At 65.7% G+C, this 13,450-nt stretch carries 17 protein-coding genes and 1 tRNA gene; 12 read left to right on the top strand and 6 right to left on the bottom strand.

The features are described from left to right. Positions 1-13: 13 nt before the first annotated feature. The 4 genes from ccoP to ccoN are packed head-to-tail and all read right to left on the bottom strand — an operon-like array spanning position 14 to position 3,596. Positions 14-1,057, bottom strand: coding sequence for a cytochrome-c oxidase, cbb3-type subunit III (ccoP, locus tag AAIL68_RS00600; RefSeq protein ID WP_347137547.1), 1,044 nt, complete (start codon positions 1,055-1,057; stop codon positions 14-16). Continuing rightward, on the bottom strand, positions 1,057-1,245 hold the full coding sequence (locus tag AAIL68_RS00595) for a cbb3-type cytochrome c oxidase subunit 3 (RefSeq protein ID WP_347137546.1): 189 nt from the start codon (positions 1,243-1,245) through the stop codon (positions 1,057-1,059). Before AAIL68_RS00595 ends, ccoP begins: the two co-directional genes overlap by 1 nt. A gap of 9 nt (positions 1,246-1,254) precedes the next feature. Then, a complete protein-coding gene (gene ccoO, locus AAIL68_RS00590; protein WP_347137545.1) occupies positions 1,255-1,980 on the bottom strand; it encodes a cytochrome-c oxidase, cbb3-type subunit II in 726 nt (241 codons plus the stop codon). 11 nt (positions 1,981-1,991) lie between these two features. Continuing rightward, the gene (ccoN, locus tag AAIL68_RS00585) at positions 1,992-3,596 is read right to left on the bottom strand and encodes a cytochrome-c oxidase, cbb3-type subunit I (RefSeq protein WP_347137544.1); all 1,605 of its coding nucleotides are present in this window, start codon (positions 3,594-3,596) and stop codon (positions 1,992-1,994) included. Positions 3,597-3,795: 199 nt separating this feature from the next. Here ccoN and AAIL68_RS00580 point away from each other — a divergent pair, with 199 nt between their 5' ends. Further along, complete coding sequence (locus tag AAIL68_RS00580) at positions 3,796-4,632, top strand: universal stress protein (protein WP_347137543.1); 837 nt, start codon at positions 3,796-3,798, stop codon at positions 4,630-4,632. A gap of 238 nt (positions 4,633-4,870) precedes the next feature. Here AAIL68_RS00580 and mtaB read toward each other — a convergent pair whose 3' ends face one another. Beyond that, complete coding sequence (gene mtaB, locus AAIL68_RS00575; RefSeq protein ID WP_347137542.1) at positions 4,871-6,124, bottom strand: tRNA (N(6)-L-threonylcarbamoyladenosine(37)-C(2))-methylthiotransferase MtaB; 1,254 nt, start codon at positions 6,122-6,124, stop codon at positions 4,871-4,873. Continuing rightward, complete coding sequence (dapF, locus tag AAIL68_RS00570) at positions 6,121-6,951, bottom strand: diaminopimelate epimerase (RefSeq protein ID WP_347137541.1); 831 nt, start codon at positions 6,949-6,951, stop codon at positions 6,121-6,123. The genes mtaB and dapF overlap by 4 nt, the downstream gene beginning before the upstream one ends. A 95-nt stretch (positions 6,952-7,046) precedes the next feature. On the opposite strand from dapF, the gene AAIL68_RS00565 reads away from it, so the two are divergent. The 11 genes from AAIL68_RS00565 to AAIL68_RS00515 all read left to right on the top strand — a co-directional run bounded on the left by AAIL68_RS00565 (position 7,047) and on the right by AAIL68_RS00515 (position 13,449). Continuing rightward, a tRNA-Lys gene (locus tag AAIL68_RS00565) sits at positions 7,047-7,122 on the top strand. Positions 7,123-7,431: 309 nt separating this feature from the next. Continuing rightward, on the top strand, positions 7,432-7,665 hold the full coding sequence (locus AAIL68_RS00560; RefSeq protein ID WP_347137540.1) for a hypothetical protein: 234 nt from the start codon (positions 7,432-7,434) through the stop codon (positions 7,663-7,665). Positions 7,666-7,675: 10 nt separating this feature from the next. Continuing rightward, a complete protein-coding gene (locus AAIL68_RS00555) occupies positions 7,676-9,514 on the top strand; it encodes a fibronectin type III domain-containing protein (protein WP_347137539.1) in 1,839 nt (612 codons plus the stop codon). 2 nt (positions 9,515-9,516) lie between these two features. Further along, complete coding sequence (locus AAIL68_RS00550) at positions 9,517-10,593, top strand: hypothetical protein (RefSeq protein WP_347137538.1); 1,077 nt, start codon at positions 9,517-9,519, stop codon at positions 10,591-10,593. Beyond that, positions 10,594-10,902, top strand: a complete 309-nt coding sequence (locus AAIL68_RS00545) for a Gp49 family protein (protein WP_347137537.1) — start codon at positions 10,594-10,596, stop codon at positions 10,900-10,902. Positions 10,903-10,905: 3 nt separating this feature from the next. Continuing rightward, the gene (locus AAIL68_RS00540; protein ID WP_347137536.1) at positions 10,906-11,202 is read left to right on the top strand and encodes a hypothetical protein; all 297 of its coding nucleotides are present in this window, start codon (positions 10,906-10,908) and stop codon (positions 11,200-11,202) included. Next, a complete protein-coding gene (locus AAIL68_RS00535) occupies positions 11,199-11,702 on the top strand; it encodes a hypothetical protein (protein WP_347137535.1) in 504 nt (167 codons plus the stop codon). Before AAIL68_RS00540 ends, AAIL68_RS00535 begins: the two co-directional genes overlap by 4 nt. A gap of 256 nt (positions 11,703-11,958) precedes the next feature. Then, positions 11,959-12,150 carry a hypothetical protein gene (locus AAIL68_RS00530; RefSeq protein WP_347137534.1) on the top strand — a complete coding sequence of 64 codons (192 nt, stop codon included), beginning with the start codon at positions 11,959-11,961 and terminating at the stop codon, positions 12,148-12,150. Further along, positions 12,150-12,932, top strand: coding sequence for a portal protein (locus tag AAIL68_RS00525; RefSeq protein ID WP_347137533.1), 783 nt, complete (start codon positions 12,150-12,152; stop codon positions 12,930-12,932). Before AAIL68_RS00530 ends, AAIL68_RS00525 begins: the two co-directional genes overlap by 1 nt. Next, the gene (locus tag AAIL68_RS00520; RefSeq protein WP_347137532.1) at positions 12,929-13,153 is read left to right on the top strand and encodes a hypothetical protein; all 225 of its coding nucleotides are present in this window, start codon (positions 12,929-12,931) and stop codon (positions 13,151-13,153) included. Before AAIL68_RS00525 ends, AAIL68_RS00520 begins: the two co-directional genes overlap by 4 nt. Beyond that, positions 13,150-13,449 (top strand): hypothetical protein, encoded by a 300-nt coding sequence (locus AAIL68_RS00515; protein ID WP_347137531.1) that lies wholly within the window; start codon positions 13,150-13,152, stop codon positions 13,447-13,449. The genes AAIL68_RS00520 and AAIL68_RS00515 overlap by 4 nt, the downstream gene beginning before the upstream one ends. Position 13,450: the final 1 nt, after the last annotated feature.

Raw genomic sequence — 13,450 nt, 5'->3', positions numbered from 1 at the left:
TCTGGGCGGGGGGTTATTCCCCGCCGCCCAAGCCATGGACATAGGTCGCGACGGCGCGGATCTCGGCCTCGGACAGGCGCTTGCTCCAGGAGGGCATGACGCCATAGGGGCCTTCGCTGACGATGCGGGTCAGCGTTGCGTGGTCGTCGCCGTAAAGCCAGACCGCATCGGCCAGGTTCGGCGCGCCCTGGCTGCGGTCTCCGGTGCCGTCCTCCATGTGGCAGGCCGCGCAGTTGTCGGCATAGACCTGCGCCCCTTCGGCCGCCTTGGCGGCGTCATGCGGCTGGTCGGACAGCGACAGCACATGGTTCACGACCTGGTCGATCTGCGTCCGGTCGAGGATGCCGTCGCTGCCGAAATGCGGCATTTCGGAATAGCGCGTGTCGCCGTCCTGCGGATCGCGGATGCCGTGCTGCAAGGTCAGGTGGATGTCCTCCAGCGTGCCGCCCCACAGCCAGTCGTTGTCCAGCAGGTTCGGATAGCCCCGCGCGCCCGCCGCACCGGAACCGTGGCATTGCGCGCACCAGGTGCGGAAGATCGCGCCGCCCGCATTGGTGGCATAGTTCAGAAGCTCGGGGTCGCCGGGGATGGCGGCCAGATCCACCTCGGCCAGGCGGGTCTGAATGGCGGCATTGGCCTGGTCGAAGCGGTCGATCTCGGCCGCGACCTCCTTGCGGTAATCGGTGCCCAGCAGCCCCTGCGTCGCATGATTGACCAACGGGATGGCGGGATAGGCGATCACATAGCCCACGGCCCAGATGATCGTGGCATAGAAGGTCCACAGCCACCAGCGGGGCATGGGGTTGTCGTATTCGGTGATCCCGTCCCATTCGTGGCCGGTCGAGCCGACCTCCTGCACCAGGCCCTTGCGGGTCTGTTTGCGTTGGCGGGGCGCCACCGGCTGGTCGGGACGGGGCCGTTCGGGGATCTCGCCCGCGATCTTGGCCGCGTGTTCGCTGTCGGCCGCGTGCCGCCCAAGGCCGACCCGGTTGTCGGGATTGGCGGGATCCAGATGCGGATCGACCGGCTTGTCCTTGTCGTTGTCGTTCTCGGCCATCACCGGCCCTCCTTCTCATCCGCGTCGGCGGGTCGGTTCTCGTGCCGGAAGATGCTTTCGGCGGCGTCCTTCTGGGCCTTCCTGGCGCCGGGGCGGAACACGAACAGGATCACGCCCACGAAGAACAAGGTCAGCAGCAGCAGCGCCCAGCTGTCGGCAAGCCCGCGCAGGAAGCTGTATGTTTCCATGAGCCCCCCTTACCGCGAGGCGTCCGGTTCGAAGGTCGAGAAATCGACCATCGTGCCCAGCACCTGCAGATAGGCGATCAGCGCGTCCATTTCCGTCAGTTGCGGCTGGCGGTCGAAGTTGCGCTGCTGCGCGCCCGGATAGCGCTCCTGAAGACCCGACGCGTCGGCGTTCGGATTGGCCTGGGCGCGGAAATCCTCGGCCGCCGCAGTGATCATTTCCTCCGAATAGGGCACGCCGACCAGGGCATCGGTCCTGACCCGCTGCTGGACATGCTCGGGGCCGATGATCCGGTCCATCAGGTGGCCGTATTGCGGCATGATGGATTCGGGCACCACCGATTGCGGGTCGCGCAGGTGATCCAGGTGCCATTCGTCCGAATAGCGCCCGCCCACGCGCGCCAGATCCGGCCCGGTGCGCTTTGACCCCCACTGGAACGGGTGGTCATACATCGACTCGGCCGCCAGGCTGTAATGGCCGTAACGCTCGACCTCGTCGCGCATGGGGCGGATCATCTGGCTGTGGCAGGTATAGCAGCCCTCGCGGACGTAAACGTCGCGCCCGGCCAGTTCCAGGGGGGTGTAGGGGCGGACCCCCTCCACCTTCTCGATGGTGTTTTCCAGATAGAACAGGGGCGTGATCTGGACCAGGCCGCCGATGGTCACGACGATAAAGGAAAAGATCAGCAGAAGCGTCGCGTTCTTTTCAAGGATCTTGTGCTTTTCAAGGATCTGCATGGCTTTTCCCCTTATTCGGCCGGCACGGCGATGGCCGTCGAATGGGCCTTGGGCTGGCGGGCCACGGTGGCCCAGAGGTTCCAGGCCATGATGATCCCGCCGGCGAGGTAGAGAACCCCACCCAGGGCGCGCACCACGTTCATGGCGAACTTGGCCTGCACGGCGTCGGCGAAGGCGTTGACCAGGAAGCCCTGGCTGTCCACTTCGCGCCACATCAGGCCTTCCATGATGCCCGACACCCACATCGAGGCCGCGTAGAGGACCAGGCCGATGGTGGCGAGCCAGAAGTGCCAGGAGACCAGCGACAGGCTGTAGAGGCGTTCCCGGCCCCACAGGCGCGGCGTCAGGTAATACAGCGCACCGAAGGTGATCATGCCGTTCCAGCCCAGGGCGCCGGAATGGACATGGCCGATGGTCCAGTCGGTATAGTGCGACAGCGAGTTCACGGCCTTGATCGACATCATCGGGCCTTCAAAGGTCGCCATGCCGTAGAAGCCGACGGCCACCACCATCATGCGCAGGATCGGGTCGGTACGCAGCTTGTCCCAGGCCCCCGACAGGGTCATCAGCCCGTTGATCATGCCCCCCCAGCTGGGCATCCACAGCATGATCGAGAAGACCATCCCCAGCGTCGAGGCCCAGTCGGGCAGCGCGGTATAATGCAGGTGGTGCGGACCGGCCCAGATATAAAGGAAGATCAAGGCCCAGAAGTGGATGATCGACAGCTTGTAGGAATAAACCGGACGCTCGGCCTGCTTCGGGATGAAGTAGTACATCATGCCCAGGAAGCCCGCGGTCAGAAAGAAGCCCACGGCGTTGTGGCCGTACCACCACTGCACCATCGCGTCCTGCACGCCCGAGAACACCTGGACCGACTTCGATCCGAAGATGCTGACCGGCACCGACAGGTTGTTGACGATATGCAGCATCGCGATGGTCACGATGAAGGCCAGGTAGAACCAGTTGGCGACGTAGATATGGGGTTCCTTGCGCTTGATGACGGTGCCCAGGAACACGGCCAGATAGGCCACCCAGACAATCGTCAGCCACCAGTCCACATACCATTCCGGCTCGGCATATTCCTTGGACTGGGTCGCGCCCGCGATGTATCCGGTCGCCGCCAGCACGATGAACAGGTTGTAGCCCCAGAACACGAACCAGGCGAGGTTGCCGCCCCACAGCCGCGCCGCGCTGGTGCGCTGCACCACATAAAAGGACGTGGCGATCAGCGCGTTGCCCCCGAAGGCAAAGATCACCGCGCTGGTATGCAAGGGGCGCAGCTTGCCGAAGTTGGTATAGCCATGCGTCAGTTCCGACAGGTTCAGCGCCGGGAAGGCCAGCTGGAAGGCGATGACCACGCCCACCAGGAAACCCACCACCCCCCAGAAGGCGGTCGCAGCGACGCCGAAGCGGATCACGTCGTCCATGTATTGCGAGGTGTCGGGGGCGCGCACCGGCTCATCGACCCGGCGCAGCGACCAGACAAACATTCCCGCCGCCACCAGCATGACGAGCAGGGCATTGACCATATAGGCCGGATCGCGCGCAAGATTCGCGCCGATCGCAGCCGCCAGGGCAATCAGGCCCAGCAAGATCAGCTTCACGTAATTCCACATGGTTTTTTCCGCGTTCCTTCGTCGAAAGGGACCGCACGGCACGAATCGCCGCCCGTCCAGCCCCCTTGTTGATGCCGGACTTAGGCCTACAGGGAACACGGAACCTTGATCTGCGTCAAATCCGGGGGTTTGATTCCGATCAAGGCCGCAGGCTGGCCAAGGCGCCATCCTGTCCCCGACCTGACCAGAGGAGTCCGTCATGGGTTACAAGAGCATCCTCACCATCCTGTCCGACCAGCGGCAGCTTCCCCAGCTTGACGCGGCGGCGGCCTTGGCCGCGCGCGAGGATGGGCATCTGTCGGTCCTTTGCCTTGGCCTGGATCACACGCAGGTGGGTTATTACTTTCCGGGCGGCACGCCCTATGCCTTCCAGGACGCCATCGACATGGCGATGGAAGGGGCCGAATCGCTGGATGCGACCGTGCGCCAGCATCTGGCGCGCTTTGCCGACCTTCGCTGGTCGTCCGAGGCGGTGGTGGCCCAGATCGGCGGCATCGCCAACCTTGTGGGGATGCGCGCGCGCTTTTCCGACCTGACCGTGCTGGGCCGCCCCTATGGCGAAGACGCGCCCGGAGAATCCGAGGCCGTGGTCGAGGCCGCCCTGTTCGAAGGCGGCTGCCCGGTCCTGGTGCTGCCGGGCCATGACCTGCCCGCCGATCCGCCGGGCAAGGTGCTGGTGGCCTGGAACCAGTCGCTGGAGGCCCTGGCCGCCGTCCGCCGCGCCCTGCCCCTGCTGCAGGCCGCGACTTCGGTCGAGATCACGCTGATCGACCCGCGCCGCGGCGCCGACGGGTCCGAGCCCGGCGCGCCGCTGACGCAGATGCTGACGCGCCACGGCGTCCATGCCGACATCACCGTGCTGGCCCGCACCGCCCATACCGTCAGCGAGGAACTGAACCGCCGCGCCATCGAGATCGCCGCCGACCTGGTGGTGATGGGCGCCTATGGCCATTCGCGCTTCCGCCAGGCAATCCTGGGCGGCGCCACGCGCAACATGCTGGAAAAGGCGCGCGTGCCGGTGTTCATGGCGCGGTAAGCCGGGAAATGGTCCCGACTGGCGAAGGCCCATCGCCTTTGCCAATCACGGGAAGCGTTGCGAAAATGCCGGACCGGCCCAACCCGGAGGGTGGGGTTCTACCCCACCGCCCTTGGCAGAAGGTGGGGTAAAAGCCCCACCCTACACGCCACTCGCCGTTTCATATGACGGTGCAGGATGGCCCCGGCATTACGTGGCAAAGGCGATGGCCTCCGCCATTTGAAGACAGTCCTGGCCCTTATGCGACCAGCCGCGCCCCGTCATGGCCCGCGATGCGCAGGTCCATCAGCGCACCTTCCGGCTGGTCGGTATCGAAGGCCACTTCGGTGAACTGCTCGGTCCGGCCAAGGCGCGGCCCTTCGGTCAAAACGCGATGCGTCCGGCCCACCTGCCCGTCCAGGTGGCGGCGCAAAGCGGCCTCGCCCGCTTCGCGCAGGCGGGCGGCGCGGTCGCGGATTACCGGGCCCTTCACGGCGGGCATCCGCGCGGCAGGCGTGCCCTTGCGGGCCGAGAACGGGAAGACGTGCAGGAAGGTCAGCCCGCAATCGTCCACCAGCTTGACGCTGTTTTCGAACATCGCATCCGTTTCCGTCGGGAAGCCCGCGATGATGTCGGCTCCGAAAACGATGTCGGGGCGCAACCGCCGCGCCTCCTCGCAGAAGCGGATCGCGTCGTCGCGCAGATGGCGGCGCTTCATCCGCTTCAGGATCATGTCGTCGCCCGCCTGCAGCGACAGGTGCAGATGCGGCATCAGGCGCGGCTCGGTGGCAATGGCCAGCATCAGGTTCTCGTCCGCCTCGATCGAATCGATGCTGCTGATCCGCAGGCGCGGCAGGTCCGGCACCAGCCGCAGGATGCGCATGACCAGATCGCCCAGCCGGGGCGTCCCCGGCAGGTCGGCGCCCCAGCTTGTCAGGTCCACACCGGTCAGCACGACCTCGTTGAAGCCCCGCCCTACCAGCCGCTTGATCTGCTCCACCACCACGCCCGCCGGGACCGAGCGCGAATTGCCGCGCCCGTAGGGGATGATGCAGAAGGTGCAGCGATGGTCGCAGCCGTTCTGGACCTGGACATAGGCGCGATGCCGCCCGAAGCCGTCGATCAGGTGGCCCGCCGTTTCCTTGACCGACATGATGTCATCGACGCGGATCTTTTCCGTCTCGCCGATCAGGTCGGGGGCGCGCAGGCCGGCCCATGTCTCGGGCTGCATCTTTTCGTGGTTGCCGATGACGCGCGTGACCTCGGGCATCGCCGCAAAGGTCTCGGGTTCGGTCTGGGCCGCACAGCCGGTCACGATCACCGGCGCGCCGGGGTTTTCGCGGGCCAGGCGGCGGATTTCCTGGCGGGCCTTGCGCACGGCCTCGGCGGTGACGGCGCAGGTGTTGACGACCACGGCGCCCGACAGGCCCGCAGCCTCGGCCATTTCCTTCATCGCCTCGGTCTCGTAGGCGTTGAGGCGGCAGCCAAGGGTGGAAAAGACAGGCGCGCTCATTGCGACAGCCATTCCGGGGTCAGCACGCCGGTAAAGACATGCGCCGTCGGCCCCTCCATCCAGACGCCCTCGTCGCGCCAGTCGATATGCAAGACGCCGCCCGGCACGTTCACGGCGACGCGCCGCCCGGTCAGCCCGCGCCGGGCCGCCGCCACGGCAGCGGCGCAGGAACAGGATCCCGAAGCCAGTGTCGGCCCGGTTCCACGCTCCCAGATGCGCAGGATGATCTCATCGCGCGAGACGACCTGCACGACCTCGACATTGGTGCGCTGCGGATAAAGCGGGTGATGCTCCATGGCCGGACCGAAGGCGGCCAGATCGACAGCCGCCGCATCCTCCACGAAAAAGGTCACATGCGGGTTGCCCATGCCGGTCGCGACGGGATCGCCCTCGATCGGCAGGTGGTCGATGTCCACGTCCTGCGCCAGCGGGATCGCACGCCAGTCCAGCACGGGCGGGCCCATGTTGACGCGCGTCAGACCATTGCCCGCATCCTCGGCCAGCAGCAGGCCGTGATCGGTGCGCAGACTCAGCCGGTCGCGGCCCGTCTGGTCCATGACATGCCGCGCGATGCAGCGCGTGGCGTTGCCGCAGGCGGAACTGAGCGATCCGTCCGCATTCCAGAACCGCAGCCGCACATCGGCGCCTTCGTCATCCTGGATGGTCGCCAGTTGATCGAATCCCACCCCGCGATGGCGGTCGGCAATGCGCGCGATCACGCCCGCCGCCGGGACTTCACCACCGGCGCGCAGATCCAGGACGACGAAATCGTTGCCAAGCCCATGCATCTTCATGAAGGGCAGGCCGGGGGCGGGAATGCTGTTCATGGGGCGCATATAATCGCTGCCGGAAATTTCCGCCAGTAGGGACGACTTTTCCGCTTGACGCTCCCCGCAGCCCCCCCTAGTAAGCCCCCCATGTTGGGCCCGTAGCTCAGTTGGTAGAGCAACTGACTTTTAATCAGTGGGTCACAGGTTCGAATCCTGTCGGGCTCACCATACTTCCTTGATATTACAGACGGATACGACAACCGCTTAGGCGGTGTCGTCCGACGTCCGATAGCGTCCGATGTCGGACGCTTTGGCGTGTCCGGTCACCAGATCAGAAACTGCTGGTCTGATGGGCCGTCTTGTGTCTATCTGACCAGGACGGGCAACCCCTCGCACGAGGGGTCCAGACGGCAGCGGGAAAGACCGCCGGGTAGGCCCCCGAGACAAGCCAGGGCAGGTCCGGTTGCCGGGCAACCTCTCCGAAAACTCACACACCATCGTCAGTTTTCATCGGAGCGGCTTATGCCTGCATATCCTGTGTCCCAGGACTGGACCCCGCCCATCGATCTGCAATCAGGGGATACCCTGCAGAACCGTGGCCTGAACAAGATCCTCATCTCCCGCAGTGACCCGGCGTCCGAACTGGATGCACTTTCCCTGGCGCCAGGTGAGACATGGACAGCGCGCGCCGCCATGACGGTGCGGGCCTCGACCGCCAGACCGTCGATCAGCCGTGTGGTGCTGGCCCGCGGCCTGGCCTTGTCTTTGTGAGGGCAAGGCCATGACATCCGTTCTGACAAGCAGCGCCTGGTCCGAGCCGATCGCCGTCGCGGCCGGCGACATCATCCAGAACTCGGGGACACGATCTATCCTGGTCTGCGCCGAAACCGTCCCCGACACCGACGACAGCCTGCTGATCCGCCCGCGCGCCTGGTATGCCTGTATTGCCGCCATGAGCATCAGGGTCGCCACACACGGCGTGGGCATCGGCCGCGTCACACTGGGCCGCGGTCTGGGCGAAGACGATGGCATCGATCCACCCGCGCCGACCGCCCCCGCTGGTTTCGCAGAGCATCAGTGGGCTGTGTCAACCGGGGAAGATCCCGCCACCGTGGCCCTGGAGATTTCAGGTCGGCCGAGCAACGGTGGCGCTGCGCTGACTGCCCTGGAGTATACGACCGAGGAAGGGGAGGACGCCCCAGGACAGGCACTGACCGGGCTTGGCACTGGCGTGCGCATCCTGACGATGCCCGAGGAAGGCACTGAATATGCGTTCCGTGTGCGTGCCGTGAACAGCGTCGGACCAGGACCATGGAGCGAACCCCCGAAGTTGGCCATCAGTGGCGATGCAGCGGAATTTCCCACCTTGCAGGCTACCATCAGCCCCAACCCCCTGGTCGCGGGCCAGCCCGCCAGCATCACGTTCAGCGAGGCGCCCGATACCGTCACCGGCAGCGTCACCTTCAGCGGCACGGGGGCGACGCGCACCTTCACCGCGCCATCCGACGACACGGCTGATGTGGCCGTCAGCGCCAAGCTTGCGGGCTATCAGGACTTCCTGCGCAGCTATGACGTGCAGCCCGCGCCTGCCGCCTTCGCGCAGGCCAGCGGCAACCTGATGTCCTTCACGGGCGCCACCGAACCCATCAGCTATACCAGCCTGACGCCTGACGAATGGGACGGCGCCTATACCGTTCCGGTCGATCTGGACAATGGCCCCCGCGCGGTGATCCCGCCGCGCCTCTATGGCACCCCTGCTGTGGGTGAGAGGCTGTTTCTCGATCTCGGCCTGATCGCATCGCTTGGAACCGCAGAGCCTGATGCAGCGTGGGAATGGCCCGATGGCAGCACGGCGGAAAGCTATGTCGTGCGGGCCGAGGACGGGGGTACAAGCATTGGGTTGGAGGTGACCTATTCGGACAGCCGGGGCGTGCGGGAGATCAGCACCAATGCGCTGGCCGTCCCGGAAGCACCTGCCGATGAGTGGTGGGATCCTCGCGTCGATGCACATCCAGGATCCGTGGAAATTGACTGGGCGGGCGGCCGCATCCGCGCTGGCGGCGTAAGCTACAACACCCTGTCGGCTGCCCGTGCGGCGAACGTCCTCAAGACCAGTTCAGCCGGTGTAGACTATATCGACGTGTCGGGCCTTGGCACCAGCATTGCCATTGCCGCGACAGGTGTGACGCCGCCCGTCATCACCAACTACGGCATGCTCGCACTGGACGATGGCGACGATGGGGTTCCGACCGACGAATACATTGCCATCGGCGTCACCTCTTCGGATGGGCCGCGCGCCAGCTTCAGCAGCTTCAAAGCCGGGGCCAGCCTCTTCAGCCCGAACACGACCGCCCCGACGCCCGTTTCCACGCCTGTCCGCCTCTCGATGCGCGCCAAGGCAGGCGCGACGACCGGCAACTATCGCGCGTCCGTCAACGGAACCATGGCCGCGCAGGGGCAGCACAGCACCTCCTCCCTGCCTGCCGTGAGCCGGCTCTGCATCGGCAACCGCAGCGCCAATGACCGCAATTGGGTCGCGGCGGGCGGCACGCTGTCGCGCCTGATCCTCATCAATGCCGATCTGACCAACGGCGAAATCGACGCCCTGCTGGGAGCCTGACCATGACCACCATCTACCTGCACGCCCTGGGCCGTCGCGGTCAGCCCGTCTCTGGAACCGCACTCGGCACCACCATCTCAATCGACAAGTATGGGGACGCGCCTGAAACGACTTTCCTACTTGCCAAGGGCGGGGAACTGAACATCTACGACATGGCGCTGACCGACCTGTCGGAAGGCCGAGCGGTTGCCCGTTCTGGCGGCGGCACCTCCGTTTACCTGCATGACGTTCATGGCCCGGCGACGGTCACGGCGAAAGGCCCGCAGGGGCAGGACGTGCAAATCAGTGTGGCCCCGATGATCGCGCGGGACGGCTGGGCGACTGCCGATTACTACAAGCTGGAAACCGATCCCGTGACCGGCGATCTGATTGTGGAGCCGGGCGTCAACCACAAGGTCATCTATACCAGCCAGTCCGCGTCGGCGCTGGATGAAATCGCCATTGCGGCGATGCACAACGCCGCGCATGGTACCAGCCTGGGCGAGCTGCACTTCCCCAAGGAACGGCTGATGGCGCAGGTTTTCGGCACGCGCCTGGCCGAGTTGCTGGAAACCCGCTGGCCGGGGCTGCGCATCGAGGGCGGCTGGGCCGACATGGCGGGCGAGCACGGATCCTCGCAGGCCGCCGACGAAAACCACACTTGGAACCTGCTGGTCGGTCGCGCGGGCGGTTTCCGCGTCCGCCCGCAGCGGATCGGCACCAACCGCATCCAGCCGCGCCTGGAGGCCGTGCGCGCTGCGCTTGAGGCACCGATCCATGCCGGTCGCACAGGCCTGCTGATCGACCCGTCCTGTGCCTTCCTGATCGCGGGATTCGAGGCCCGCTATGTCTGGACGGACGAGGTCAACGCCCAGGGCGACAAGCGCAAGGTCCCCGACAAGAGCCTGACCGAGGCCAACGTCATGGACGCCCTGCAATACCTGCTGCTGTCGGAACACAAGGCCGATGGCACCAGCGTCGGAAGCTTCCCCGGACAACCCACCGGCCTGATCGGCCACAACGGCGGCCCGCCCCTGTCCGGGGGCGAAAGCGGGCTGCGCACCGGGTTCGACGTGCTGAACCCCTATGGAGGACGATGAATGGATAGCCTGAAACTGGGGGACGACGCCGCAGCTGCGGTTTCGAAAACCCCGAACCGCGTCACGCTGGACAGCATGATCGCGAAGATCGACGGCGAGGAATACATCCAGCCCGACTTGATGCCGCACCTGACGATCTGCGTCGTAAAGCTGAAGAACGGCTTCTCGCTCGTCGGGAAGTCCGCCCCGGCGGACCCCGAAAACTTCGACGCCGAGCTGGGCCGCAAGTTCGCCCGCGAGGATGCAATCCGCCAGATGTGGCCGCTGGAGGGCTATGCCCTGCGCGAACGCATGGCAGAGGAGGGCTGACCCATGACCAACAAAGCCGAACTGGACGCTGCGAAACTGCGCAGCCTCGCGGCCGAGATCGAGGAAAAGCACAAGGGACAGTTCCTGGACCTGTCCTCTCGCCTGAAGCTCGAAGAGGGCATGAAGCTGACCAAGGTCAGCGGCGGCGGTGGCGGATCGAAAGTCACCATGGCCGGGATCACCGCCACCAGCACCGGCGGCGACCACGGCGCCGTCACCAACTGGGCCAATGCCGCCCGGCGCAAGCTGATGGAGCTTGAGGCCGAACTGCCGGCCGAGGCGGAGACGCCTGCCGAATGATCAACCTTCGCCCCTTCGACGATTTCGCGGCCATGGACGTGATCCGGAACCTGGACCCGTTCGACCAGATGGAGGCCGAGGCCAAGTCCTCGCACCTGGCGATCTGGGCCGACTGGCGCGCGATGCAGGGGGCGACGGTGAAAAGCTGGGTGGTCAACACCGGGGCGGGAACGCCGTTCGCCCTGGTTGCCTTGGGCCATACCGGCCAGGGGGGCGTTGCCCAGGCGGCAATGCTGGCCCGCGATCATCGCCGCTTCCGGCGCGAGCTGGTGGCGGTGGCCGTGGCGATTCGCGAAAACATGCCCGGCCTTTGCGACGACCTGGGCATCCACCGGATCGAGGCCCGCGCCTGGGCCGGCCACCCGCGCGCCAGCACGTTCCTGCGGCTGGTGGGCTTCAAGCACGAAACCGACATGCCGGGCTTTGGCCCGAACGGAACCGAAACCTTCCGCCAGTTCGCCTATGTGGCGCGGGCGGTCCCTGATCTGGAGATTGATTGATGTTCGCTTGTCGCCTGGACGAATGCCCGCCCGGCCTATTCCTGTTCGGAAACTGCCTAGGCTTCAAATCCGAGTATCGAAACGAGAAGGGCGCTAGCGAGGCCTTCGTAGTTGAGACGGGCGAATTCTTCTGGGGCGGTGCGAAATGCACCGCTGAACGGGAGGCATTGTTGGTGACACCGGTCGAGATGACCGACGCCACTGCGCTACGCCTCTCTGGTGTTCCCGACGAAAATTAACCTGAAAGGACCAGACCATGTGCATGTTCCGCCAGAAGATGCCCGAACAGAAGGCCGCGCCAATTGCTGCCTTCGACAACACCGAAAGCATCCGCAGCGCCGACATGGAGGCGCGGTTGCGCCGCCGGCGCGCGGGTGCCGCCGCCAACGTGCTGACAAGCGCGACCGGCATCCCGCACACGTCCACCCTGGGCGGGGTGGCCCAGTAATGGACAGCCACCGCAAGAACCACCCTGCGGCCAAGGATGCGATGGACCGCTGGTCCGAACTGAAGACCCTGCGCGGCGGGCATGAGTCGGATTGGGAAGACATCGCCCGGCTGATCCGCCCGCAGCGCGGCGGCTTTGCCCAGCAGACCGTCATGCCTCTGCAGATGGGCGGAGGGATCGGCCTCACCGATGCCGAAAAGCAGAAGAAGATCGAGGAGGTCAAGGATGCCTTCCACTACACGATCATGACTGTACAGGGCCGCACCGGCCTGACGTCGCAGGAAACGCTGATCATCGAAGAAGCGAAGATGCGGAACTGGGCGCCGCATTCCGATCGGATCATGGAGGAATACGCGGCCAAGAAGGTCGAGCGCCGGTTCCGCATGCTGTGGCGCGCCGGTCAGATCCCGCCCCCGCCCAAGGAAGCCGAGGGCCTGCCCATGGGGATGCGATACCAGTCCGCCGCCAGCATGGCCATGAAGGCGCGCGAGGGCATGGCGATCGTCCAGTTCCTGGACAACCTTGGTCCGCTCGCGCAGACCGATCGGCGTTACCTGCAGCGCCTGGACCCGGATGCCGTGATCGAGGCCCTGCACGAGGCCAGCCCGTCGCTGCCCGCAAGGATGCTGCGGTCGCGCGAGGAAGCTGACGCGATCGCCGAAGCGGATGCGCAGGCCCAGCAGCAGGCGATGATGCTGCAGAACGCCGGGCCGGTGGCTGGGGCGGTGAAGGACCTGGCCTCCGCCGGTCAGGCCATGCAGGCCGGGGGGATGGTGCAGTGACATCCCTGATCGACCAGTTGCGGGCAGCAGCAGACAAGATTGCAGAAGCAGACGACAACCTGTTGCGCGCGATCGCGGCGATTGCCGCCCATGGCCGCATCCAGATCATCCCGCACCAGGCGCTGTTCGGGGCTGATGCCAAGCCGATCATCTGCCTGCCGCACCGCATGTATGACCGGCTGATGATCTTATTTCCTGCAGAAGCAAAGGACAGCCAATGATCTGGGACCGCATCCCCCTGATCCGGGCGCTGATCCCGCACAAGGCAACGGCGGGCGACACCGCCCGTCGGTGGCGCAATGCCCGGGCGGTTTCGCCCGAGCTGGCCGAAGACGTCATCCAGTTCTGCGGCCTGATGACCATGCAGCCCGCCCGCTTTGTGGACGGGTTTTCGACACCTGAACTGGACCCGGCGCGGCTGACCTATGAGGCCGGACGCCGCGATCTGGGTCTGCAACTGCTGGCGCTGATGGGCGTCAGCCAAACAGAGCTTAATGCCATGATGGAGGACAGATGAT

Source organism: Paracoccus sp. SSK6 (assembly GCF_039770665.1).
In the GTDB taxonomy this organism is placed as follows: Bacteria; Pseudomonadota; Alphaproteobacteria; order Rhodobacterales; family Rhodobacteraceae; genus Paracoccus.
The sequence above is the reverse complement of the archived record's forward strand: the minus strand, read 5'-3'. Positions and strand labels throughout refer to the sequence as shown.